The sequence below is a fragment of the Paraburkholderia sp. WS6 genome (assembly GCF_030464835.1).
Lineage (GTDB): Bacteria > Pseudomonadota > Gammaproteobacteria > Burkholderiales > Burkholderiaceae > Paraburkholderia > Paraburkholderia madseniana.
Genome location: NZ_JALQCK010000001.1, coordinates 454,013 through 475,960 on the forward strand (window position 1 = coordinate 454,013; position 21,948 = coordinate 475,960).

Annotated in this window: 26 protein-coding genes; 13 read left to right on the plus strand and 13 right to left on the minus strand. The window is 61.8% G+C overall.

Translation table 11 applies throughout. The features are described from left to right. Window positions 1–126: 126 nt before the first annotated feature. Both hpnC and M0D64_RS01930 read left to right on the plus strand, forming a co-directional pair. The gene (hpnC, locus tag M0D64_RS01925) at window positions 127–993 is read left to right on the plus strand and encodes a squalene synthase HpnC (RefSeq protein ID WP_266256398.1); all 867 of its coding nucleotides are present in this window, start codon (window positions 127–129) and stop codon (window positions 991–993) included. Next, window positions 993–2,165 carry a glycosyltransferase gene (locus M0D64_RS01930; protein ID WP_200620620.1) on the plus strand — a complete coding sequence of 391 codons (1,173 nt, stop codon included), beginning with the start codon at window positions 993–995 and terminating at the stop codon, window positions 2,163–2,165. Before hpnC ends, M0D64_RS01930 begins: the two co-directional genes overlap by 1 nt. A 75-nt stretch (window positions 2,166–2,240) precedes the next feature. Here M0D64_RS01930 and M0D64_RS01935 read toward each other — a convergent pair whose 3' ends face one another. Then, a complete protein-coding gene (locus M0D64_RS01935; protein WP_266256491.1) occupies window positions 2,241–2,822 on the minus strand; it encodes a hypothetical protein in 582 nt (193 codons plus the stop codon). Window positions 2,823–3,057: 235 nt separating this feature from the next. Further along, entirely contained in the window at window positions 3,058–4,068 is a 1,011-nt protein-coding gene (gene hpnA, locus M0D64_RS01940; protein ID WP_063500557.1) for a hopanoid-associated sugar epimerase, read from the minus strand. 162 nt (window positions 4,069–4,230) lie between these two features. Between hpnA and M0D64_RS01945 the strand changes: the two genes are divergently transcribed. Then, complete coding sequence (locus M0D64_RS01945; protein WP_054034168.1) at window positions 4,231–4,524, plus strand: acylphosphatase; 294 nt, start codon at window positions 4,231–4,233, stop codon at window positions 4,522–4,524. A gap of 111 nt (window positions 4,525–4,635) precedes the next feature. On the opposite strand, the gene egtD is transcribed toward M0D64_RS01945, so the two are convergent. Beyond that, window positions 4,636–5,619 (minus strand): L-histidine N(alpha)-methyltransferase, encoded by a 984-nt coding sequence (egtD, locus tag M0D64_RS01950; protein ID WP_266256399.1) that lies wholly within the window; start codon window positions 5,617–5,619, stop codon window positions 4,636–4,638. Window positions 5,620–6,226: 607 nt separating this feature from the next. On the opposite strand from egtD, the gene rarD reads away from it, so the two are divergent. Beyond that, window positions 6,227–7,123: an EamA family transporter RarD gene (gene rarD / locus M0D64_RS01955; protein WP_266256400.1), complete on the plus strand. Its 897-nt coding sequence runs from the start codon at window positions 6,227–6,229 to the stop codon at window positions 7,121–7,123. Window positions 7,124–7,151: 28 nt separating this feature from the next. Here the strand turns inward: rarD and M0D64_RS01960 are convergent, their stop codons facing one another. Then, window positions 7,152–7,691 (minus strand): DUF962 domain-containing protein, encoded by a 540-nt coding sequence (locus M0D64_RS01960; protein ID WP_171927715.1) that lies wholly within the window; start codon window positions 7,689–7,691, stop codon window positions 7,152–7,154. Window positions 7,692–7,782: 91 nt separating this feature from the next. Here M0D64_RS01960 and M0D64_RS01965 point away from each other — a divergent pair, with 91 nt between their 5' ends. Both M0D64_RS01965 and M0D64_RS01970 read left to right on the plus strand, forming a co-directional pair. Beyond that, window positions 7,783–8,496 (plus strand): Crp/Fnr family transcriptional regulator, encoded by a 714-nt coding sequence (locus M0D64_RS01965; RefSeq protein ID WP_266256401.1) that lies wholly within the window; start codon window positions 7,783–7,785, stop codon window positions 8,494–8,496. Window positions 8,497–8,656: 160 nt separating this feature from the next. After that, the gene (locus M0D64_RS01970; RefSeq protein ID WP_266256402.1) at window positions 8,657–9,268 is read left to right on the plus strand and encodes a lytic transglycosylase domain-containing protein; all 612 of its coding nucleotides are present in this window, start codon (window positions 8,657–8,659) and stop codon (window positions 9,266–9,268) included. 52 nt (window positions 9,269–9,320) lie between these two features. On the opposite strand, the gene M0D64_RS01975 is transcribed toward M0D64_RS01970, so the two are convergent. The 6 genes from M0D64_RS01975 to M0D64_RS02000 all read right to left on the minus strand — a co-directional run bounded on the left by M0D64_RS01975 (window position 9,321) and on the right by M0D64_RS02000 (window position 13,187). After that, window positions 9,321–10,205, minus strand: coding sequence for a 4-hydroxy-tetrahydrodipicolinate synthase (locus tag M0D64_RS01975; RefSeq protein WP_266256403.1), 885 nt, complete (start codon window positions 10,203–10,205; stop codon window positions 9,321–9,323). 2 nt (window positions 10,206–10,207) lie between these two features. Further along, window positions 10,208–10,549, minus strand: a complete 342-nt coding sequence (locus M0D64_RS01980; RefSeq protein ID WP_266240413.1) for a hypothetical protein — start codon at window positions 10,547–10,549, stop codon at window positions 10,208–10,210. A gap of 291 nt (window positions 10,550–10,840) precedes the next feature. Then, a complete protein-coding gene (locus tag M0D64_RS01985; RefSeq protein ID WP_154562970.1) occupies window positions 10,841–11,212 on the minus strand; it encodes a hypothetical protein in 372 nt (123 codons plus the stop codon). Window positions 11,213–11,447: 235 nt separating this feature from the next. Further along, entirely contained in the window at window positions 11,448–11,708 is a 261-nt protein-coding gene (locus M0D64_RS01990; protein WP_154562972.1) for a hypothetical protein, read from the minus strand. After that, a complete protein-coding gene (locus tag M0D64_RS01995) occupies window positions 11,701–12,450 on the minus strand; it encodes a DNA/RNA non-specific endonuclease (protein ID WP_154562974.1) in 750 nt (249 codons plus the stop codon). Before M0D64_RS01995 ends, M0D64_RS01990 begins: the two co-directional genes overlap by 8 nt. A 377-nt stretch (window positions 12,451–12,827) precedes the next feature. Beyond that, complete coding sequence (locus tag M0D64_RS02000; protein WP_266256404.1) at window positions 12,828–13,187, minus strand: DUF3564 domain-containing protein; 360 nt, start codon at window positions 13,185–13,187, stop codon at window positions 12,828–12,830. A 162-nt stretch (window positions 13,188–13,349) separates the two neighbouring features. Between M0D64_RS02000 and M0D64_RS02005 the strand changes: the two genes are divergently transcribed. After that, on the plus strand, window positions 13,350–14,024 hold the full coding sequence (locus tag M0D64_RS02005; protein ID WP_154562978.1) for a DUF4410 domain-containing protein: 675 nt from the start codon (window positions 13,350–13,352) through the stop codon (window positions 14,022–14,024). A 54-nt stretch (window positions 14,025–14,078) separates the two neighbouring features. Here M0D64_RS02005 and M0D64_RS02010 read toward each other — a convergent pair whose 3' ends face one another. Both M0D64_RS02010 and M0D64_RS02015 read right to left on the minus strand, forming a co-directional pair. Continuing rightward, window positions 14,079–15,764 (minus strand): acid phosphatase, encoded by a 1,686-nt coding sequence (locus M0D64_RS02010; RefSeq protein ID WP_266256405.1) that lies wholly within the window; start codon window positions 15,762–15,764, stop codon window positions 14,079–14,081. Window positions 15,765–15,880: 116 nt separating this feature from the next. After that, a complete protein-coding gene (locus M0D64_RS02015) occupies window positions 15,881–16,168 on the minus strand; it encodes a hypothetical protein (protein WP_266240409.1) in 288 nt (95 codons plus the stop codon). Window positions 16,169–16,343: 175 nt separating this feature from the next. Between M0D64_RS02015 and M0D64_RS02020 the strand changes: the two genes are divergently transcribed. Continuing rightward, on the plus strand, window positions 16,344–17,315 hold the full coding sequence (locus M0D64_RS02020; protein ID WP_154562982.1) for an IclR family transcriptional regulator: 972 nt from the start codon (window positions 16,344–16,346) through the stop codon (window positions 17,313–17,315). Between the two features lie 2 nt (window positions 17,316–17,317). Here M0D64_RS02020 and M0D64_RS02025 read toward each other — a convergent pair whose 3' ends face one another. Beyond that, window positions 17,318–18,394, minus strand: coding sequence for a porin (locus M0D64_RS02025; RefSeq protein WP_266256406.1), 1,077 nt, complete (start codon window positions 18,392–18,394; stop codon window positions 17,318–17,320). A 440-nt stretch (window positions 18,395–18,834) separates the two neighbouring features. Here M0D64_RS02025 and M0D64_RS02030 point away from each other — a divergent pair, with 440 nt between their 5' ends. From M0D64_RS02030 to M0D64_RS02050, 5 genes are read left to right on the plus strand one after another with little or no spacing between them, the layout of a single operon-like run. After that, a complete protein-coding gene (locus M0D64_RS02030) occupies window positions 18,835–19,149 on the plus strand; it encodes a non-heme iron oxygenase ferredoxin subunit (protein WP_020068683.1) in 315 nt (104 codons plus the stop codon). A gap of 1 nt (window position 19,150) precedes the next feature. Then, window positions 19,151–19,462, plus strand: a complete 312-nt coding sequence (locus tag M0D64_RS02035) for a recombinase-like helix-turn-helix domain-containing protein (RefSeq protein WP_154562984.1) — start codon at window positions 19,151–19,153, stop codon at window positions 19,460–19,462. A gap of 49 nt (window positions 19,463–19,511) precedes the next feature. Continuing rightward, window positions 19,512–20,609, plus strand: coding sequence for an aromatic ring-hydroxylating dioxygenase subunit alpha (locus M0D64_RS02040; protein ID WP_266256407.1), 1,098 nt, complete (start codon window positions 19,512–19,514; stop codon window positions 20,607–20,609). Then, window positions 20,602–21,378: an SDR family oxidoreductase gene (locus tag M0D64_RS02045; protein ID WP_154562988.1), complete on the plus strand. Its 777-nt coding sequence runs from the start codon at window positions 20,602–20,604 to the stop codon at window positions 21,376–21,378. The genes M0D64_RS02040 and M0D64_RS02045 overlap by 8 nt, the downstream gene beginning before the upstream one ends. Before the next feature lie 26 nt (window positions 21,379–21,404). After that, window positions 21,405–21,932 (plus strand): cupin domain-containing protein, encoded by a 528-nt coding sequence (locus M0D64_RS02050; protein ID WP_266256408.1) that lies wholly within the window; start codon window positions 21,405–21,407, stop codon window positions 21,930–21,932. Window positions 21,933–21,948: the final 16 nt, after the last annotated feature.

Below are 21,948 nucleotides of genomic sequence, written 5' to 3' on the forward strand. Positions count from 1 at the left end.
GGCGCCGCCCGCGTGGCGCAGGTGGCAATGATTACACGCTGCACTGGTTTGGCGGAACCCTTAAACTACGTGGTCCTGCGGCACGTATCGGCTGCCGCATTACAGAAAGGTTTCGAGGCTCGCTGGATGGACGTCGATCAATACGAAAATTTTCCGGTCGCGAGCGTGTTGCTGCCAAAGGCGCTGCGCGCGCCTATCGGCATTATCTATCAGGTTGTCCGCACCGCCGCCGACATCGCCGATGAGGGCGACTGGAGCCCGGCCGAGCGGCATGCCCGCCTCGCCGACTTCCGCGCCGGCCTCGACGCGGTAGCGGCGCGGCGCGCGGCGCCGGTGCACCCACTCCTGTTCGGCAAGCTCGCCAGCGTGATCGCGCAGTATAAACTGCCGCTGGCGCCGTTCTACGATCTGCTCCACGCCTGCGGTCAGGACATTGACACCCGCCGTTACGCGGACCGGTCCGCCTTGCTCGACTATTGCCGCCACTCGGCTAGCCCGATCGGGCAGTTGATGCTGCATCTGGTGGGCGCCGCCACGCCGGAGAATCTCGCCGACGCCGATGCGATCTGCACGGCTTCGCAACTGATCAGCTTCTGGCAGGACGTCGCGGCCGACTGGGAAAAAGACCGCGTGTATCTGCCACTCGCGGATATGCGGCGCTTCAACGTGACCGAGGCGCAGATCGCGAGAGGTGTCGTCGACGATGCCTGGACGAAGCTGATGGCCTATGAAATTTCGTTCGTGCGGACCACGCTGGTACGTGGCGCACCGCTCGCGTTGCGGATTCCCGGGCGCCTCGGGATCGAGCTGTGCGGCGCTATCCACGGCGGTTTGCGGATCCTCGAGCGGATCGAAAAAACCGGCTACGACGTGTTTCGCGAGCGGCCGGTACTCAACACATTTGACTGGTGCGTCGTCGCGGTACGCACTGTGGTGATGCGCCTGTCTCGGCGCGTCGGCGTAGAAGCGGGTTCACTCGAGGGTAATGCTTAATGGCGGTGGTTCTGTTTCTTCTTTCGTGTCTTTCCCTGCTGATCTGGTGTGTGTTGCTGTTTGCGCGCGGCGGTTTCTGGCGGGCGCGGCCCGCCGCGCCGCTCACGCTTGAGCCGCGCGAAACATGGCCGGCGGTTGCCGCCGTGGTGCCGGCACGCAATGAAGTCGACGTGATCGCGCAGGCGGTCACCACCCTGCTCGAGCAGGACTATCCGGGCGAATTTCACGTGATCGTGGTCGACGACCACAGCACCGACGGCACCGCCGACGCAGCTCGCGCGGCCGCGTTGCAACTGCAATGCCCCGATCGTCTGACGGTGCTGAGCGCGAAGCCGCTGCCGCCGGGCTGGTCCGGCAAGGTGTGGGCGCAGTCGCAAGGTATCGAGGCGGTGCGCACGCTCGGCCTGCCGGCCGATTTCCTGCTGCTTACCGATGCCGACATCGGCCATCCCGCCGACGCAGTCGCGCAACTGGTCGCCCGTGCGGATGCGGAAAAGCGCGACCTCGTCTCGCTGATGGTCCGTCTGCGCTGCGATTCGTTCTGGGAGAAGGCGCTGATTCCGGCCTTCGTGTTCTTCTTCGCCAAGCTGTATCCGTTTTCGTGGGTCAACAACCCGCGCAACCGCACGGCCGCGGCGGCGGGCGGCTGCATGCTGGTGCGGCGCAGCGCGCTCGAAGAGGCGGGCGGCATCGAGTCGATTCGCGCTGAACTGATCGACGATTGCAGCCTTGCTGCGCGGATCAAGCATCGCGGCACGGGGCGTCATCCGATCCGTCTCGACGTGGCGGCGCGCAGCGTGTCGCTGCGTCCTTACGATAGCTGGCGTGAGATCTGGAACATGATCGCGCGCACGGCCTTTACGCAGCTGCATTACTCGCCGCTGTTGCTGGCCGGTACGCTGTTGGGCATGACGATCATCTACCTGGTGCCGCCGGCGGCCGCGCTGGTGCTCGGGCCTCAGGGCGCGCCCGCGTGGCTCGCCTGGGCGGCCATGTGCTGCGCGTATGCGCCGATGCTCAGCTACTATCGTCGCTCGCCGCTGTGGGCCCCGTTTCTGCCGCTGGTGGCGTTGTTCTATGTCGGCGCGACGTTTGCGTCGGCGGTGCGTTACTGGCGCGGCAAGGGCGGCCAATGGAAGGCGCGGGTGCAGGCGCCGGTGCAGGAGCGCTGAGACGCGGCTGCCCCATGGATTGATCAGACAAAAAACGGCGCTCTCGGGCGCCGTTTTTTTATATCGACCCTAGCTTCAGCCCTTGGTGAGCATCATGTACATCTGGATCACCATGTCGGGCGAGAACGTGAACGGCACCCAGCCGTGGCCGGTGTGGCGCATGACCAGCAGGCGGTCGCCATTCGACTGTTTCTGCACGGCCATGACGGGGTTCTTCGTCGACACGAAGCGCCAGCCCGGCGGGATGCCCGGCGGCGGTTCTGGCGTCATCGAGGCGCGCGCGTTCGACAATTCCTCGATCAACTGCCCGATCTGCTCGGCACGCAGCGCGACCGTCTGGCCGCCGATCGTCATGGTGATTTCGTTTTGCGCTGGGCGGTTGATTTCGAGCGTGGGCTGCACCTGGGCGGCCGGCTCTTCGCCGGACTCTGCGGCTTCTGCCGCTATTGCCGCCGTCGTTGCCTCAGACGCAACGTTTTGCGCTTTTAATTCCGATGAGGCGTGATTCGCCGCCGGCGTTTCCTGCGCTGCCACCTCTGCGGCGTTTGCAGCGTGTGCGGTTGTCTCGGGGATGTTTTCGGCCTGCGGGGCCACGACAGCCTGGATGAGCTGATCGACGCCCATTTCCAGCGCGCCGAGCTGTTCGTGAAGATTCATGCGAGCTTTCTCTGGTAAGACCCACGATTTTAACTGCTGCGCGTAGGCTTTTACCTGTCGCAAACACAGTGACGTTGTAACAAAGTGCGTGCGGGCCACGCCGGATCGTTTGGCGCGGCGCGACCTGCGTGATGCTGCTTTCGAGAGCCGGTGCGTCGTAGCCTGCGCGATTGGGCTCATGCCACCCTGCGCGGGCCAGGCGCTGCCGCTTATGCCGCCCGCGTCAGCGCTTTTATCAAGGCTTCAAATATCCGGCCTGCCTGAACCATTCGATCGCATCGCTCAAGCCCTCGCGATAGGGTCGCGCGCGATAGCCGAGTTCGCGTTCCGCCTTTGCCGAGGTGAAGTACATCTTGTTCTTCGACATCTTCAGACCGTCGACGGTCAGGAACGGTTCACGTTTCGTGATCTTGGCGACGGCTTCCGCGCCCGCGGCGAGCGGATAAAGCGGCCAGCGCGGCAAACTCAGCGTTGGCGCCTTGCGGCCGGTTAGCGCCGCGATATCCGCGAGCATTTGTTGCAGCGGCAGATTTTCGCCGCCGAGAATGTAGCGCTCGCCGATCTTGCCGCGTTCGAGCGCGAGAAAGTGGCCGGCGGCCACGTCATCCACGTGCACGAGGTTCAGTCCCGTGTCGACGAACGCGGGAATCTTGCCGAGCGCCGCTTCGACGATGATGCGCCCGGTCGGCGTCGGCTTGACGTCGCGCGGACCGATCGGCGTGGACGGATTGACGATCACGGCCGGTAGGCCATCTTCGGCGATCATGCGCTCCACCGCGCGTTCGGCCAGCACCTTGCTGCGCTTGTACACGCCGATCGCCTGGTCGGCTTTGAGCGGCGAGGTTTCATCAGCGGACTGGCCGGAACTGGTGACTTTCAGCGTGGCCACACTGCTCGTGTAGACAATGCGTTCGACGCCTTCCTTCAACGCCGCGCGCATGGTCGCCTCGGTGCCTTCGAGATTCGAGCGCTCGATTTCGCTCGGGTCCGGCGCCCACAGGCGATAGTCGGCGGCGACGTGCAGCAGATAGCGCACACCGCGCAGCGCGTTGCGCATTGACGCTTCGTCGCGCATATCGCCCACGACGATTTCCGCATCCAGCGCCTCGACGTTTTTGCGCGGACTGGTGGCGCGCACCAGCACGCGCACCTTGAAACCCTTCTGTTGCGCGATGCGCGCCACCGACGAGCCGACGAAGCCGGATGCGCCGGTGACGAGCACGAGATCGCGATTCTGTTCGGTCATTCTGTTTGATTCCCTGCGTGACAGTCGACGGATTGTACGTGTCGCGCGGGCCGCGTGTCGCGCCGGGGGACCGAGGCGCGCAGGCGAACTGAGACGCGGCCGAGCATTCTCGTCGCGACACGTCTAGAATGCCGGCTTGAAAGAATGTGACGAGAGGACGGCATGGCCCCGGATCTGGACCAGCGGATCGAAACATATTACGTGCGGGTGCGCGGCACCGTGCAGGGCGTGGGCTTTCGCCACGCCACCGTGCGGCAGGCCCACGCGCTCGGTATCAAGGGATGGGTGGCGAATCTCGACGACGGTTCCGTCGAAGCCATGTTGCAGGGCTCGGCCAACCAGGTCGACCGGATGCTGTCGTGGCTGCGTCACGGGCCGCCGGCGGCGCGCGTCACCGAAGTGAGCGGCGAGGAGCGCGCGACCGAAAAGCGTTTCGAGCGTTTCGAGCAGCACTGAGCAGGTAAGCTTCAACCAGAACAAAGGCGGCGCGCCATCACCTAGATAGCGCGCCGCCTTGCAGTTTGCGCGTCCTGTTTGTCCGATTAGTCAGCCGATAACGCTTTGCGCCTAGCGCGCCACCAGCAAACTCTCAGCGAACCCCCATCCATCTTCGATCCATTGATGGCTGCACACGAAGCCCGCATCGTCGGCGATCGCGGGCACCTCGTCCGCGCGATATTTGTGGCTGCTCTCGGTCCAGATCGTTTCGCCTGCCTTGAGCGAGACCGTCAATTGCGCGGCGCCCACATGCGCGGTGACATCGCGCTTCGCACGCAAATGCATCTCGATGCTGCGCGCGTCCGGATTGAAGCGTGCGACGTGCTCAAACGCATCGAGCGGAAAATCGCCGTCGAGTTCGCGATTGACGCGTGCCAGCAGATTCAGATTGAACGATGCGGTCACGCCGACCGAATCGTCGTAGGCGGCCACCAGCACCGGTATCGGCTTGATCAGATCCGTGCCGAGCAGCAACGCGTCGCCGGGCGCAAGCATGTTGCGGATATCGCGCAGAAAACGCGTTGCCGCAAGTCTGCCGAAATTGCCGATCGTGCTGCCAAGAAACAGGACGAGTAAGCGCTCGTCCGCCGCGCGGTCCTGGCTCACCTCGGCGAGCCCGGCCAGGTAATCGCGTTCGTAACCGACGATCGAAATCCGCTCGATGTCGCCGAGTTCGCGCCTGCACAACTGCAACGCGCTGCGCGAAATTTCAATCGGGAAGTAAGAAGTGGGGCGCTTTTTACACAGCGCTTCCAGAATGCGCCGCGTTTTGCGACCGCTGCCGCTGCCCAGTTCAGCGACGGTCACGTCGTGCGGCAGATGCGCGACGATGTCCACTGCGTGCTTCGCGAGCAAGCGCTCCTCGGCGCGTGTCACGCCGTATTCGGGCAGTACCGTGATCACTTCAAACAGCGCAGAACCCACTTCGTCATACAGATACTTCGACGGCAACTCTTTTTGCGGCGTGTGCGTGAGTCCGGCGCGCACCTCGGCGGCGAAGGTGGCGCGGAGCAGGTCGGGCGATGCGTCGTGCGATAGGGCTGGCTGGGTCATGCTGGCTCCAGTAGTCACATTCGATGAGCGGGATTGCTGGCCGGGCGGCGGCAGGTGCAACGGAGCGCAGTTGCTCGCAGTTGCTGTATGCCGCGGGAAAGAAGGGCGGGCTCGGTCCGTATGGACTGCCTATGCCAGCCCGGCTCATTGATGCAGTGATGACAGTTGAAAATGACGGTTGCGACGGATATCCAAGATGTCTCAGATGACGTTGCAAACGGTGCCGCTAGACTTCGTAGCAAGATTCGCGCTTGCGCAACTGCGCGGAAAGTTGCTGGCGTTGCAACTGCGGATTCGCCTGTCGCGCGTGAAGTTATGTTCTAGTGCATCGGCGCGCGATGCGCACGGGAAAAATTGCTATTGACTGCAAGGAACGAACGGGCACGTTGTTCGGGAACCCGTCTAGAATGCCGGCTTGCATCGCATATCGAAGATAAAAATGCAGCGCTTGATACGCACCATCAGCCGCACTGCCTGCTTGTGAGACTTCACTCCTAATGACAACAACTCGAGGCGCACGGCCGTATGCTGCGCCGCACACACTTGTATCTGTATCCATTCGCGCACTTGCACTGCATGTCAAAGCGATTGCGCTACGGGCCGCGCAATGAACCAGTATGACCCAAAGCGCGGTATCGCGTTGTCGGTCGGCGCGTCGGCGATGTTTGCTTTACTGTCCGCTTACGCCAGGCTGCTTGCGCCGTTGAGCGGTCTCGACATTTTCGCGTGGCGTATTGTGTGGACCGTCCCCGGGGCGCTATTGCTGATCATGTTGCGCAAACGCCTGCCGATTCTCCGGCAACTTCTTTACCGCATGGTGACGGAGCCGACGCTCGGCGCGGCGATGGTCGTCAGCGCGGCTTTGCTAGGCGCGCAGCTGTGGGTGTTTCTATGGGCGCCGCTGCATGGGCGCATGCTCGAAGTCTCGCTCGGCTATTTTCTGCTGCCGCTGGTGATGGTGCTGGTGGGGCGCTTCTACTATCGCGAGAGCCTCGACGGTCTGCAGTGGCTCGCTGTTATCTGCGCCGCGTTGGGCGTCGTGCATGAACTGTGGATGACGGGTGCCTTTTCGTGGCCCACGTTGCTCGTCGCGCTCGGCTATCCGCCGTATTTCGTGCTGCGCCGCAAAATCAACCAGGATTCGCTTGCCATGTTCACAGTCGAAATGGCGTTGCTGTTGCCCGCGGCGGCTGTCTTCATCATCATCGGTGGTTCGTTGACGATGATCGGCGGCCGTATCGACATGTGGTGCCTGTTGTTGCCAGGACTCGGCGCGCTTAGCACCATTGCGCTGGCTTCGTATCTGAAGGCGAGCCGTTTATTGCCGGTCGCCTTGTTCGGCATTCTTGGCTATGTCGAACCGGTGTTGCTCGTGTTTGTCTCGATCACGCTGCTTGGCGAGACGCTCAGCGCCGCACAGTTAGCCACGTATGTTCCGATCTGGATGGCGGTTGCGCTGACGGCCTTGCATAGCGTGCGGCTCATTCGGTTTGCGCCGCGCTGAGCTCGGCCGCTGAATCACACGCCGCGGTTCAGCGATGCGCTGCCGCACGATCCGCATTGATACGCGTTGCGCCGACCTGTGCCTCGATCGCCTCGCGCAGCGCCGGCCGCCAGCCAAAACCGAACAACGCTTCAGCGAGGACGAATAGCGGTCCGATCAGCAGACCGATCACGTCGTCGACGAATGCCGGCTTGCGATGTTCGTAGGCGACGTGGCCGATGAACTGAAACACCCAGCCGACCACGAAGAGTCCGATGCCGGCGGCGAGCCAGGTGAGGGTAGTTTGCGCGGCGAGCCACTCCCCGCACGCGACGCACAGTACCGATACGACTGCCATCATCACGCCGAGCGGCACATCGAGCACGAGGTAATAGACAGTCGCTGCGGCGAACAACACCCACGCGGGCGATAAGGCAAATGGCAGCGCGCCGAAGCTGAAAGCAGGCCGGCTCAACAATACCGCCAGCGCCAGCACGATCATCGGAATGCCGATGAAATGCGTGGCGATATTGCGCCGGTCACGATGGTAGGCCGCGTATTGCGTAAGCTGTTGCGTCAGCGTTCTCATGGATGCCGCTCCTCAATCAAAGCCAGCATAATCGCGGGCAGCGGAATTTGAAACCATCGGGTAGCCGACAATCGGGCACGGATACCGTTCTATGACTGCGAGTTTTTCATCGAATGAGCTTGCCGCGCGGCTTGAACGCAGCGCGTGGTTTCGCTCGGCGCCCGCTGTCATGCGGGCGCAGCTTGTCGAAGCGGGGCGTGTCGAGCGCCTCGCGGCCGGTCAACGGCTCTTCACGCGCGGCGATTCCGACGACGGCCTCTATTGCGTGCTCGACGGTCTCGTGAGAATCGGCGCGGCTAGTTCGGCCGGTAAAGAGGCGTTGCTCGCGGTCATCGAGCCGGTTAACTGGTTCGGGGAGATCGCGCTGTTCGATAACCGCCCGCGAACCCACGACGCGTATGCCGAACGCGATTCCGAGCTGTTTCATGTGTCGCGCGCCGCACTTGCCGCGCTTCTCGAACGCACGCCCGAGTATTGGCATGTCTTCGGTTTGCTGTTGACGCGAAAGCTGCGCCTCGCTTTCGACGCCATTGAAGAAGCCGCCTTGCTGCCCGCCGCACCGCGCGTGGCGCGTCGCCTGTTGTTGATGGCAGGCGGCTACGGCGAGCCCGGCGCATTGCGGCGCGTACTCAAAGTACCGCAAGAAGACCTCGCGATGATGCTGGCTCTGTCGCGGCAGACGATCAATCAGGTGCTCAGGCAGTTCGAAACGCAAGGTGCGTTGAAGCTGGGCTATGCGGAAATCGAAATCACCGACGTGCAAAAGCTCAGGGCGCTAGCCGATCTGAATCCGGCCGCGGATTGATCGCCTCGATCTACGCGCAAAGCGCGACGCTGCGTCCTCTATACGTCCACTCACGCGCCACCGCATCTTTATAAGTATTTTACGGCGCACCCCTATTTCTTTGGCGATTCGCTATACCAAGCCCGGTAAGGTCGATGTACCCCGGTCAGGAAGCGAACCTATGCATGGAAATAGCGCTCTGGATGGTGTCCAGGTACAACGAAACCTTCGCCGCAAAGTCGGCCTGAAGGTGATGTTCGCGGCGATCGTCTTCTCGTTCGCCGCGGCATCGCACGCCGCCGACGTGCAGTCGGCGTTGCCGTTGGCCGCTCCAATTGCCACGAGCGACGCAGCGCCTTACGCCGGCTTGCCGGCGCTCAGCGATATCACCGCTATGCTGCGCGCGCAGTTTCGCGTCGCGCCATTGGAATCCATGAAGATCGCTCGCGCGGTATTGATCGAAGCCGAGCGTCAAGCCATCTCGCCGGTATTGCTGCTTGCCGTGATGTCGGTCGAGTCGAGTTTCGACCGCCACGCGGTCAGCGTCGCAGGCGCGCGAGGGTTGATGCAAGTCCTGCCCGCTGCACATCCGCAATTGATTGCGGGCACAACCGACTTATCCGATCCGGCAATCAACGTGCGGATCGGCTCGACCATTTTGCGCGGCTACCTCGATGAGAGCGGCGGCAATCTCGACGCCGCGCTCGTTCGCTACAGCGGCGGTGGCCGCGGTTACGCGCAGCGCGTCGTGCTGCGGATGCAGCGCCTGGACGCAAGTTTGCGCCACGAATGATGAACTCATTCGTGGCGCATTCCTCCTCGGACGTTGTTGTTGCTCCAGCGCTTTAGCTCATCGCCCCAGCAAACTCGGCGCGCAGATCCTGCAACCTGTCGCGCGCGGTGCCCAGGCGCTCGACGAGTTGTGCCGACGCGCGCGTGATCGGCATACGCGTTTCGTCGGTCATTGAATGATCGAATGCCAGCATCGCCTTGATCGCGGACGGATTGGGCGCGGCGAACAGCAGACGCAATACGGGCAGCAAGCTGGCGAACAGATTGCGCTCGTCCGGGTCACGATCGGCGCGGATCAATTCCTGTACGGCAACCAGCAGGTCCGAGCAAACATGCGCGCTCGCCAGAATGCCACCTGTGCCGCCGTTGTGCAGACAGTCGTCCAATGCTTCATCGGTGCCGCACAGCACGTTGATCGGCAGGCCGCGCAGCTTGCTGAAATGGTCCTTCACGCATTCCTTGATTGCGACGATGTTGCTGTATTCGACCAAACGCGCAACCGTTTCAGGCGCGATCGTCACACCGGTCCGATGCGGCACGTCGTACAAAACGATAGGGCGTTCGGTGGCGAGTGCGGCCTGTTCGAAATGCCATTGCACGCCGGCCTGATCCGGACATACGTACGACGGCGGAGACACCAGATAGCCCGCGCAGTCCCAGCGCTCATAGCGCTGAATATCGTGCAGGACGTCGCGCGTATTGGCGCCGCCTACGCCGATCAGCATCGGCAGACGGGAGCCGATCACATCGGTCAGCGCCTGCAAGACGGTGAGGCGCTCGGATTCCTGTAACAAAGCGGCTTCGCCCGTCGTGCTCAAGGCGACAAAACCGCTGATTTCCGTGCGCAGGTAGTAGTCCGCGAGGCGCTGCAACGCGTCGACATCGACTTCACCATTGCGAAACGGGGTAACGATGGGCAACCAGATTCCTGAGAACATGATTAGCGCGCCTTTGCGACGGCATGGCGGCGCTTCAATGGTCCGATGAGTGCTGCAGGGAGTGTCGAGATCAGCGTATGCAAGGTGAAATCGAGGTCGTCGAGCGCAATGTCGAGTTGCACGCGCACTTCTTCGCGCACGGCCTCCGTGCTGACCACATACACGCCGAGCGGCGAATGAAGCAGTGTGCGGAGCTGGGTGCCAGGAAGATCGTGCGGGGGATGAGGCAGGGTGATCTGCAAGCGGGCGCGAGCCGCGGGGAAGGGGATGACATTGTTGCGCTGGACCGGCGGCGCGCCGAGCGGCTGCGTTTCGAAGTTGTCGATTGATTGCGTGAGTGCCATTTGATGCGGCGTTCGTTGACGCCATGGTTGATCAAGACAGTTCGAGATTAGACGTCTACGGGTAAACGCAGTGCAAAAATTGGGGTATCCGCTGAAAAAATCGCGCGCACTAGACGAGTTGCTCGAAGTGAATCAGCAGCCGTGGCGGCAAGTTGTGTGCGCTTCAACCAGGCCCATGCGACGCGCCCATAAAAAAAGGCGAGTCGTGAGACTCGCCCTCCCTGAACGGCAGAGTTCGGCTTCGATTAACTACAGATGCCTGGCCGGTGCGTGCCGAAAGCCGATCACGTGTTATTGCGTTTTCGTCGTGTCGGTCTTTGCGCCGTCGGTTTTTGCCGGGGCATTGCTGGCCTCTTTCGCGCTCTCCGTCTTTGTCTTGCTTGCGCTTGTATCTACAGCAGTCTTCTTGGTGGCCTTATGGGTCTTTGCCGTGTGGCTGGCGGAAGCCTTTTTCACTTGCGACTTCGTTGCGGCCTTGGTCGGCGCTTTGGTCGTGGCGGTGCTTTCGTCCGTGGCGCTGGTTTGCGCGGCGGTGCTCGCCTTCAGATTCGCTTGACCGGCGGGTTGCGTTTGCGCAGGTTGCGCGGCCGCCGGTGCTGCGGTTTGTGCGAATGCGGTCGACACGACGAGAGCGGAAGCGAGAGCAGCGAAAAGCGTCTTCATGATGTAACTCCTGGTTAAACCGGTTGTTCTTTATGTCGCGGCTGAAATGTTTCAGCGCTGCCGGTTTAACGTTGGCCGGAAGACAGCAGTTGACGGCGCTCTGGTGACAAAACGTAACGGCGGATACATATCGGGGTTTTGAATCAGCCTGAAGCGGTTTCACCTCCCAGCCGCGAAGGCGACGCGGAAATCCCGTACCTTCGCGCCTGGGCAATTGCGTGAATGCGTGAATGCGCTATTGAAACGGATTCTGCACGACGCCCGGTTTCGCATCCGGCTCGTCCTTCACCTTCGCCGGCAGATTGGCCTGTGCCTGCAGTGCGGCCACTATCGCATCGATCGCTTCCTTCAGCGCCAGTGCCGCCTTCAACCCGCGCTGGTCCTGCGTCAACTCCAGCGTGCCGTTCAGCACTACGCGCGTGGTGCCGTTGCTGACGGTGAGTGCATCGCCCTGGATGTTGAGCACGTCGTCATCGTTCGAATAGGGTTTAAACACCTTTTAGTCCTCCCGGTCGCTGATCTTTGAGATTCTCCGGAATGCCCGGAAAACGGATACCCGATGCTGTCTCGAGTTCGTGAATCGTCCTGATGTCATAGCGGTTGGTCGAGACGTTGTCCACCACCACCGCGAACGCCATCTGCCGGGACGGCACGTAGACCACCTTGAACAATTGCGTCGGCACGAAGACGCGTGTCGGTCCAATGGTCTGCAATTGCTGGCCGCTGAAAATCGGCCCGGTGATGACATAGGTATCGTTGTACGACATTGCGATCTTGCGCACCGACGTTTCGATACGCGCCCACAAGCGCTGATTGTTCTCGCGATTTTGCGGCACGACGTTCGCCAGCGAAAACGATTGTGCCATCGCTTCCTGATTCCAGCGATTGCCTGCCGGACTCATATGACCGCGATCGAAGCCGCTGCGTTTATAGTCCGCGAGCGTCGCGCCTTCGCCGTCGGGCAAGCGCGCGTCTTCGAAGAACTTGTTGGTGCGCACCATGTCTTTGGCGGCTTCGATATGGTCGCGCGTCAGATGCTCCGCGGACCACAAGGGACCATGCGTGATACCCGAATGCAGCACCGCGAAATCGCTATAGCAAAGCATGCGCGTTTTCGGCGCCATCTTCTGATTAGTCAGAACCGGCCATTGCGCATTCGGGGTGAACTGGGTGCACGAGGGTGCCGCGCTCGCGTGAGCGGCAACGGCGAACAACAGACAGGCAAACCACTTCTTCATATGTCAGTCAGTTGATTGATCGGGGGCGCAAGTATAGCGTCGCGAGCCGGTGTCGAGCGACGTGGAACGCAGAAGAACATGGGGGAAGGATGCGGCTTTTTCGCAGTTCCCGCAGCGATGAAAATGCTGCGAGCGAAAGAAGCGCACGACACACGGTGAAAACCGCTGCACCAAAAAAAACGGGCCGCTTTGCAGCGACCCTAATGCGTGGAATTCAAACTCTACGTACGCAAACTTAAGACGGACTTAAGCGCGCGGAATGCGGAACGTGGAAATGTGGGCCGACGGTCGAACGTGCACACAACCCCACTCACCCGCGCGCAGGCGGCGCGGTTTGGATGAGTGGAAATTTCGACCGACGAAAAAGGCGCCGAAACCTAATTGCCGAAAACACTGTGTTCGGCGTGCACATTCTGGCGATCGACAGCTTGCAAGCGCCAGAAACCGCTGGCCGGCGCGTGTGTCGGCAAGGCTGTCCACGCTGCGGCACCTTGCGCCGCGCTCACGCGTTGTTTGCGATCGACGTGCAATCCGCGCAACGTGCACAGCGGCGCATCCGTGCTCGGCGCACAGAGGGTCGTCACGCCATTGTCGTCGTGTAACTCGCCCCACGGGGGCAGATCGATCCCTTGATGCGCTTCCCTCGACCACCGATGTTCGTCGGTGTCGAGCCATAACACAGCGTAGTCGTGGCTGACGGTGGGATCGGAACCGTTGATGAGGATGGTCAGGCGCATGGCAGTTCCGTACAAATTGCGAAGTAATGCTTTATCAGTCTATGTCGCGACGCGTGTTATGCAAGGCGAAAAGGCGCGGCGATCGGGCACGAAAAAAACTTACGCGCAGCGCGCATGGCTGTACGATAGCCGCGTCCGAAAGGCATTTCGTGGAGGCGGGCCATGCTGCGTCGATTGCTGCAACTCACGATGGTGGCGGGATGCCTCGGTGCGATATCGACGCTCAGTGCAGCCGCGGACAGTCCCCCCTTCGCCGCGCCCGCGCCGATCGTCTATGTGTCCGACTTCGACCTCGACGTGGCCAACGTGACACCTGACAGCGGACCGGGGCAACGTGTGCGCCGCCTGCGCGGTCTGTTGCCGAGTGGCCCAGGACCGATGGGCAAGGACAAGAATCCGCAGGACCACGCCAAGGACATCGTGAACGAGATGGGGGACGCGCTGACTGCGGACCTGAAAAAAGGCGGTGTCGACGCGCGCCGTATGGCGCCCGGCCAACCATTACCCGCAACGGGTTGGCAAGTGCGAGGCGTGTTTCTGAGCGTCGACGACGGCAATCGTCTAAGACGTGCGATGGTCGGTTTTGGTGCGGGTCAGAACAATATTCAAGTGGCGGTGTCGTGCGACAGCCTGGCGACGGCCGGTTTGCCGCCGCTCTATGAAGCCGTCGAAGAAGCCGACAGCAAGGGAAAGCCAGGCGCGGCGATCAAACTCAATCCGTACGTGATCGCGGCGAAGTTCGTGATGGCGAGCGGTGACGAGAAGAAGACGATCAAGAAGACCGCGCAGCAGATCTCAGATGCAGTGATTGCCAAGCTGCACGGGGTGGCGCAGTGATTGATGCACTGCTGCCCACCCCGACGTAATAGGCAAATGCGATAGGCAAGCGGCTCAGGCCAGATCCAGCGTGCCGGTCAAATCGCCAAGCGGCGCCAGGCCATTCTCCGCAAAAGCCCGATCTCGCAGAACGACCCCATCGAGCGGCGCCAGTCCATGCACGCGGCTAATCAGGCGAAGAATCGAATTGGTGTCGTACACCGTATGATCGACATACCCCTTCTTCGCCAATGGCGAAATCACTGACGCCGGAACCCGCGATCCCGGCCCCCAGCGATCGCCCTTCGGCGGCGAGACCGGGTCCCACCAGCCGCCGTTCTCATCGACCGTGACGACTACGACAGTATTGGCCCACTGCGGGCCGCGCTGAATATGTTCGATCACATTCGCGACGTGACGGTCCCCCGATGCGACATCCGCATACCCTGCGTGCATGTTCAGATCGCCCTGCGGTTTGTAGAACGTCACGGCCGGTAACCGCCCCGCGTCGATATCGGCGATCAGACGATTGGTGGACGCGTCGTCGCCGAGGCCTGCGTCGCGCAGATACTTGCGCCGCGCGGCGGTGCCCGGCGCGTAATTGGTGAAGTAGTTGAACGGCTGATGGTGGTACTGGAAGTCAGGCACCGCGCCCGTGTCCTGATGCTCCAATGCGTACTGCCACGCACCGCTGTACCACGCCCAGTCGACGCCCTTGTCCGTCAGACGGTCGCCGATCGTCGCGTAGTTTTGCGGCGGCATCACGCGCGGATTCGACGGGTCGGCGAGCGCGGGATTGCCGCCTTCGGCCGGCCGCACGCTGCTCGGTTGGTAGGGCGGCGCCATCGTGTTGACGGCGTAGCCGTCGGCGGTAAACGCGCCGTCGTTGACGAATTTCGGCGGACCGTCGAGCGCGGACGCCGGCGAATCGGCCGCCACCTTGAGCCGTGTGCCGGTCGGATCGTCGCCTTCCACCACCGAGACCATCTTCTTCGCCGGACTGTTGTGGATGTCGGGATAGAACGGTGCCTGCGCGGAGATCAGGAAGATGTGGTTCAGCCACGAACCGCCGAAAGCCGCCATGAAGAAGTTGTCGCACAGCGTGTATTGCTGCGCGAGGTTCCACAGACACAGCGTGTCGGCGGAATTGCGGTAGTGGCCCATCACCAGGCCACCGGCATCGCCCCATGCGGCGAACTGATTGTTGCGCCCGGCGTTGATCTGCATCTGGTTCTGATAGAAGCGATGCACCAGATCGCGCGTGATCACGCCATTCGGTAACGGTGCGCCTTGCGCGTCGATAATATGGAACGGGCCGTTGCGCAGGTTGGCGATATCCTTCTGACCGATCATGTAGCGCTTGCCATCCACCACCTGCGCTTGCGGCACGAGGCCGCCCCAGATTGCCGGCAGGCGCGGCAGCGGCGTCTTGCCGTCGCGGTCGAGCTGCAGATAACGCTCGGCGCTCACCGCATCGAGTGGATGCTGGACGCCGGGAAAGTTGCCGTACAGATTCGCGAAGCTGCGGTTCTCGGCGTAGATCACCACGATCTGCTTGACCTGGTCGCGTAACGCGGCGTCGAGCCGCATGTCAGCGGCACTGTGCGGCACCGTGCCGCTCGCGATACCTTGGTCAGTCTTGCACCCGGTTAGTGCCAGCCCGATGCCGAGCGCCGCGAGTCCGGTCAGGACACGGCGGCGTTCAGGATCGTCGGGGGTGTCGTCGGGGTTCGGCGGCAGGGTGGAGTCGTTGTCTGTCATCGGTATCTCTCGGAGTTTTGCGTGACGGGCGCTTCACAGCCAGAAAGCTACCGCTCGGGGCGGCGTGCGCGCGGCACCGGGTTCAGAATCGAGGTGGCCGGAAGGTTCCGGCACGGCTAGGGTAATCGTCGCTTCACGCGCCAACTGTTGTGCGTCGAGTCGACAGCGAGCAGAAGCCAATGTCGGGCGTCCACTGGATGACGCCGCTGTGTAGCGTAACCGTCAACGGTCAATTCGAGTTCATCGAAAGTCCGCCGATGGCAAGTGGCATGCGCGCCGGAACCGTCCGCGAATTCGACTATCGCCGCGGCCGCGCGGGCCGGCTCGGGCAGGTGCGCGATTTGCACTGCGCAGCCCGGATATAGATGTGAGTCGGCAACCTGGATCTGGACGGAATCGGACATGGGTATGGCCTCCGGACGCCTGGCGGGAGCCAAAGCGTGGCAGTGAGACCTCGCGCGATGGACCGCATTAAAGCATAGCACCGCGCGAAACGAAAATGACCGCCGTGTGCTTCGCGCTATCATGTTGATCTGTATCCGATGAACAGCAGAGACAACGGCAAAGACGGCAGCCAAGATGGCAAAAGAAGAGCAGACAGGAGCGGGACGCAAGCAAGCGAGGCCACGCGGCGCGACAGTTTCGACTCCACGAGACGACGCGGCGCGGTCCTTGGCGGACGGCGCCGATTCCCCCGATTCCACCGATGAAGAGAGCACCGGCGGATCGACTTATCTCGTGCCAGGGCTGGAGCGCGGCCTGCGCATCCTCGCCGAATTCAGCGCACGCGAGCCGATTCTGGGCGCGCCCGAATTGTCGAAGCGCATCGGCATTCCGCGCACCACTACATTTCGTCTGTTGCAAACGCTCGAAGCTTTAGGCTTTCTCGAGCGCGTGAACGGCGACCGCTATTTCCGTTTAAGCGTCGCGGTGCTGCGGCTCGGTTTTGAATATCTGAGCTCGCTCGAACTGACCGACGTCGGCACGCCGATTCTCGAACGCTTGCGCGACGCAACCGGCCTCAGCACGCATCTGCTGATCCGCGACCAGCGTGATGTGGTGTTCGTCGCCAAAGCGCAAACCCATGAGCCAATGTTCAGTTCGGTGAAGGTGCATGTCGGCACGCGCTTGCCTGCGCATGCCACGGTGCACGGTCAGGTGCTGATGGGCGATTTGAGTTTCGAAGAATTGCGCCAGTTGTATCCCGAGCCGCAGCTCGAACGGTTCACCGAACGCACGCCGGCGACTGTCGAAGAACTGTACGGAAGAGTGCGCGAAAGCGCGGCGCTCGGCTACGCGTTGAGCGAAGCGTCTTTTGAACGAGGGATTTCGGTAGTGAGCGCACCGGTGCGCGACCAAAGCGGCAAGATTACGGCCGCGTTGACGGTCACCATTCCCCGTTCCGATATCGGCGAAGCGGAAGAACGCGAACCGCTCATCATCGCGGTTTGCCAGGCGGCGCTCGAATTGTCCGAGCGGCTCAGTTATCGTCCGCGGCCGGATGATCCGACCGCGGCTCAAGCGCGCCGCAGATCGGTTGCGGCGAACTGATATCAGAACGAGTGGTGGATGCCCGTCAGGAAAATAGTCTGGTTCCGGCCGCTCGACACACCCGCCGTAAAGAACGCGGCGTCCGTATTCGAGCCGGCACGCTCATACAGCGCATTCACATACAACTGCGTCGATTTCGACAGCGCGTAGATGTCGCCGATTTCGAATTGCGTCCAGCGATGGCCGGCCATCGTCGTGGTCGCGGCGCCGCCTGCAACGGTGTTGAACGGCGTGAACTGATAATTCGCGCCCACGTCGTAGCTCTGATACGTGTCCGAATGGCCGGACGATTCCAGCTTCACACGCGTGTACAAACCATGCACGAGCAGCTTGCCGAACTGGTATGACGCGCCCGCGCCCATGTTCTGGACCTTGCCCGCCGTGTAGTTAGCCGCCGCGACACCCTGGAAGCTGGTGATGCCCGTCGTCACGATCGACGGCGTACGGTCGTGCTCATTCGCATAGGTCGCGCCGGCCTTGAACGGACCGTTCGCATAGCTAAGCGCAAAGCTCAGTGTCTTGCCGGTCGAGAAGTTGGTCGTGTTGCCGAGACCCATCATCGCGCCGACCGAGAAACCGGCGAAACTCGCCGAGCGGAACTTCACCGAGTTGTCGAACGGCACCACGCCGGTGTCGGCGAGTTCGTCGATGTTGCCCGGGTGGAACGCGTACCAGCTCGCAGCCTGATAGGCCGTGCTCAGCGGACCCAGCACGTCGAAGCTGAAGGGCGTCTGATGGCCGAGTGTCACCGTGCCGAACTGGTCCGAACTCAATCCGACAAAAGCCTGGCGATTGAACAGCGTGCCCGCTTTGGCGAATGCACCCGTGTTGGTATAGAAGCCGTTTTCCAGTTGGAAAACCGTCTTAAGGCCACCGCCCAGATCCTCGACGCCCTTCAGGCCCCAGCGGTCCGGCTGCATGTTGCCCTGCTCCTCGATCCACTTCGAATGGCCACCCGCATTGCTGATGTACGCAATGCCAGCATCCAGGCTGCCGTAGAGCGTCACGCTGCTTTGCGCCCAGGCGCCAGTCGTTGCGCAGATTGCCGTCAAGCCGGCCGCCGCAATGATGTGCTTCACCGTTGGTTCTCCTGATCACACGACGGATAGCTCGCGCCGATTTCGTCGTCCCTGATCCTTGCTTTGGGTTGAATGCAGCTTCGGGTTTATGCGCCAAAACTGCTCCGCTTTGTGTTCCACCTATGGGCGTTTGTATCGCATATGGAAAAGTATAGTGAGTCTGGAAGCGGTCAAAATAAATTTTCGGACCCCGTACAAACCCGCATGAGGGCTGCGGCATTTGTCTGAAAATTATGCGCAAACCCAAGCCCAGAAAGGTTCTCAAGCGGAAACCGCCGCTCACGGCAGTTCACGCAAAGCTGTGTTGTGAACGCGACAGTCGGTGTTTTCCCCTACCAGCCCAGATTTTTATTTTCTCGAGCCAAAGCCACTCCTATAATTATCCATACACGAACTGATGTTCCTTATATGGAACATAGGGCTTCAGGAGAAGGCGAGAAATGACTGAACAATGGCGCTGCGCCGGCCATGCCGGCGACCTGTCCGAAGACGCGCCGCTCGAGTTCAAACTCGACGGCACCGAAATCGGCATCTACAAGGTGGGCGATGCGCTGTACGCGCTGGAAAACGTCTGCCCCCATGCGTACGCGCTGCTGACGCAGGGCTTTGTCGACGGTGACACCGTCGAATGCCCGCTGCACGAGGCCGTGTTCCATATCCCGACCGGCAAATGCCTGAAAGAGCCGGGTGGCCGCGACCTGAAGATGTACTCGGTACGCCTCGCCGGCGAAGAAATCCAGATCAAGGTGGAATGACATGCGAGAACAAACCGTGAACTTCAATCCCTTCCTGAAGCCGTGGCTCGCGCCGCAGCCGAACAACGTTGCCGGCAAGGGCGTGATCGAAAAGCCGGGCGAGACCGAAAACTTCATCTGGCAAACGCGCAAGGCTGAGCCGACCCAGTATGAAAACGACTTCGGCGATGCGTTGGAAAAAGTTTTCGAAGCCGGCGCGAACGAGTTACAGGAAGTTGTCGACGGTTTGAACCGCGTGGGCTTTCGCACGCCGGAAGGCAATGCGTGGGACGCCGATCGCCTTGCCGCCGAATTCCGCCTGCTCGCTGAATAAGCGCGCTCTCCCGCACACGTCTCTTCGCTTTCGCATCCGGAGTCTCTTTATGACGTCCCCCAATACAACGACTCAAGGCGCGGCCGACCCGATCCAGTCCTATCTGAACCGAGGCCTGCGCAATTACTGGTATCCCGTTGCACCGAGCTGGCAAGTCGGTGACGCGCCGGTCGGCATCACACGCCTCGGCGATCAGATCGTGCTGTGGCGCGGCAAGGAAGGCAAAGTCCGCGCGCTCGAAGACCGCTGCCCGCACCGCGGCGCGCGTCTGTCGCTCGGCTGGAACCTCGGCGGCAGCGTCGCGTGCTGGTATCACGGGATTGAAATTGACGGCGGCGGCACGGTCACGAAAGTCCCGGCTGTGTCGAACTGCCCGCTGGAAGGCCAGAAGTGCGTGAAGTCGTATCCGGTCGAAGAGCATGCCGGTGCGATCTTCCTGTGGTTCGGCGACGACGCCCATAAAGAACCCACGCCGCTCGTGCTGCCGGAAGAACTGGTGGGCGACGAGTACGCGAACTTTCTGTGCATGTCGAACTGGAAGTGCAATTACCAATACGCGATCGACAACGTGATGGACCCGATGCACGGCGCCTATCTGCACGCGACCTCGCACTCGATGGCTGAAGGCGACAAGCAGGCCGACATGCGCGTGCGCAAGACCGAAACCGGTCTGATGTTCGAAAAGGTCGGCCAGCGTGACGTGAATTTCGACTGGGTCGAGCTCGGCGAAACCGGCGCGCTGTGGATGCGCCTCGCGATTCCGTACAAGAAGAAGTTCGGCCCGGGTGGCAACTTCGGGATCATCGGCTTTGCTACGCCGGTCGACGAAAACAATTGCCAGGTTTACTTCTGGCGCACGCGCAAGGTGTCGGGCTGGCAGCGCGACGCATGGCGCTTCATGTATCGCAACCGTCTGGAAGGTCTGCACTGGGCCGTGCTGGAACAGGATCGCTATGTTCTCGAAAGCATGGCGCCGAATGCACGCGAGCACGAATTCCTCTATCAGCACGACGTCGGCATGACGCGTGTGCGCCGCATGTTCCGTCAGCGCGCGCAGCAGCATTTCGCTGAACTGGACGCGTATCACGCTCAAGCCGCTCAGGCCGGCGCCGCGCACACCGAAGCAGCAGGCCACAGCCATGCATAACGAAGCGTCCCCGGCATTGGCTGCACTCCAAGGCAGGCGCGTTCTCGTGACGGGCGGCGCGCGCGGCCTCGGCGCGGCGTTCGTTCGCTCGCTGGTGCAAGCCGGCGCGCAAGTCGCGTTCGGCGATGTGCTGCATGACGAAGGCCGGGCGCTCGCGGCGTCGCTGGTCGAGCAAGGCCATGCAGTGACGTATCTGCCGCTCGATCTCGCCGACCCCGCCAGCATCAAGCAGTTTGCCGATCGGGCCGCGGCTCAACTCGGCGGGCTGGACGCGCTGATCAACAACGCAGCGATCACCAACTCGGGCGGCAAGTTCGCCGACGAGTTGTCGATCGATACGTGGGACGCCGTGATGAACGTCAACGTGCGCGGCACGTGGCTGATGAGCACCGCCGCATTGCCGTATCTGCGCGACTCGGGCCGCGGCAGCATCGTCAACATCGCGTCGGATACAGCGATGTGGGGTGCGCCGAAGTTGCTCGCGTATGTCGCGAGCAAGGGCGCGGTGATTTCGATGACCCGCTCGCTGGCTCGCGAATTCGGCGCACATCAAGTGACGGTCAACGCCATCGCACCGGGCCTCACCGAAGTCGAAGCCACCGCTTACGTGCCCGCCGAGCGTCACCAGTATTACCTGCAAGGCCGCGCGCTCACGCGCGCACAAGTGCCCGACGACGTCACCGGGCCGGTGCTGTTCCTGTTGTCCGATGCCGCGCGCTTCGTGACTGGCCAGTTGCTGCCGGTCAACGGCGGCTTCGTGATGAATTGATCTTGTCGAATCGAATGGAGAAAGAGATGGCGGACGCCGATATCGAACGCAAATCGTGGGAACAACCCGCGGACGCGAGCTTTGCACAATGGTTGGACAGCCGCGTCGCGCGCCTGGAAACGCGTCGTTACGACTGGGACGCGCTGAAGTTCCAGGCCGACTACGACCCGAAGTATCGCCGCGCGCAAATGCGCTATGTCGGCACGGGCGGCACGGGCGTCGCGAAGGACATGAACACGGTGCCCGCGGGCGGCTTCACGTTTTCGACGATGGTCATCCCGGCCGGCAACATCGGTCCGAGCCATATCCATATGGATGTCGAAGAAATTTTCTTCGTGCTGCGCGGCAAGATGAAGGTGATCTGCGAGAAAGACGGTGAAACGTGGGAAGCGGTACTCGGTGAACGCGATCTGATTTCGGTGCCGCCGGGCGTGTATCGCACGGAAGTGAATATCGGTGAAGAAGATGCGTTGATGTGCGTGATGCTCGGTGCAGCCAAACCGATTACGCCGACGTATCCGCCGGATTCTCCTTTGGCGACGCTCAAGCGCTAAGCCCTCAAGTTCGCTT

Coding starts and splice junctions, on each gene's coding strand:
- hpnC (WP_266256398.1), top strand. CDS start 127: ATGGACGTCGATCAATACGAAAATTTTCCGGTCGCGAGCGTGTTGCTG.
- M0D64_RS01930 (WP_200620620.1), top strand. CDS start 993: ATGGCGGTGGTTCTGTTTCTTCTTTCGTGTCTTTCCCTGCTGATCTGG.
- M0D64_RS01935 (WP_266256491.1), bottom strand. CDS start 2,822: ATGAATCTTCACGAACAGCTCGGCGCGCTGGAAATGGGCGTCGATCAG.
- hpnA (WP_063500557.1), bottom strand. CDS start 4,068: ATGACCGAACAGAATCGCGATCTCGTGCTCGTCACCGGCGCATCCGGC.
- M0D64_RS01945 (WP_054034168.1), top strand. CDS start 4,231: ATGGCCCCGGATCTGGACCAGCGGATCGAAACATATTACGTGCGGGTG.
- egtD (WP_266256399.1), bottom strand. CDS start 5,619: ATGACCCAGCCAGCCCTATCGCACGACGCATCGCCCGACCTGCTCCGC.
- rarD (WP_266256400.1), top strand. CDS start 6,227: ATGAACCAGTATGACCCAAAGCGCGGTATCGCGTTGTCGGTCGGCGCG.
- M0D64_RS01960 (WP_171927715.1), bottom strand. CDS start 7,691: ATGAGAACGCTGACGCAACAGCTTACGCAATACGCGGCCTACCATCGT.
- M0D64_RS01965 (WP_266256401.1), top strand. CDS start 7,783: ATGACTGCGAGTTTTTCATCGAATGAGCTTGCCGCGCGGCTTGAACGC.
- M0D64_RS01970 (WP_266256402.1), top strand. CDS start 8,657: ATGCATGGAAATAGCGCTCTGGATGGTGTCCAGGTACAACGAAACCTT.
- M0D64_RS01975 (WP_266256403.1), bottom strand. CDS start 10,205: ATGTTCTCAGGAATCTGGTTGCCCATCGTTACCCCGTTTCGCAATGGT.
- M0D64_RS01980 (WP_266240413.1), bottom strand. CDS start 10,549: ATGGCACTCACGCAATCAATCGACAACTTCGAAACGCAGCCGCTCGGC.
- M0D64_RS01985 (WP_154562970.1), bottom strand. CDS start 11,212: ATGAAGACGCTTTTCGCTGCTCTCGCTTCCGCTCTCGTCGTGTCGACC.
- M0D64_RS01995 (WP_154562974.1), bottom strand. CDS start 12,450: ATGAAGAAGTGGTTTGCCTGTCTGTTGTTCGCCGTTGCCGCTCACGCG.
- M0D64_RS02000 (WP_266256404.1), bottom strand. CDS start 13,187: ATGCGCCTGACCATCCTCATCAACGGTTCCGATCCCACCGTCAGCCAC.
- M0D64_RS02005 (WP_154562978.1), top strand. CDS start 13,350: ATGCTGCGTCGATTGCTGCAACTCACGATGGTGGCGGGATGCCTCGGT.
- M0D64_RS02010 (WP_266256405.1), bottom strand. CDS start 15,764: ATGACAGACAACGACTCCACCCTGCCGCCGAACCCCGACGACACCCCC.
- M0D64_RS02015 (WP_266240409.1), bottom strand. CDS start 16,168: ATGTCCGATTCCGTCCAGATCCAGGTTGCCGACTCACATCTATATCCG.
- M0D64_RS02020 (WP_154562982.1), top strand. CDS start 16,344: ATGGCAAAAGAAGAGCAGACAGGAGCGGGACGCAAGCAAGCGAGGCCA.
- M0D64_RS02030 (WP_020068683.1), top strand. CDS start 18,835: ATGACTGAACAATGGCGCTGCGCCGGCCATGCCGGCGACCTGTCCGAA.
- M0D64_RS02035 (WP_154562984.1), top strand. CDS start 19,151: ATGCGAGAACAAACCGTGAACTTCAATCCCTTCCTGAAGCCGTGGCTC.
- M0D64_RS02040 (WP_266256407.1), top strand. CDS start 19,512: ATGACGTCCCCCAATACAACGACTCAAGGCGCGGCCGACCCGATCCAG.
- M0D64_RS02045 (WP_154562988.1), top strand. CDS start 20,602: ATGCATAACGAAGCGTCCCCGGCATTGGCTGCACTCCAAGGCAGGCGC.
- M0D64_RS02050 (WP_266256408.1), top strand. CDS start 21,405: ATGGCGGACGCCGATATCGAACGCAAATCGTGGGAACAACCCGCGGAC.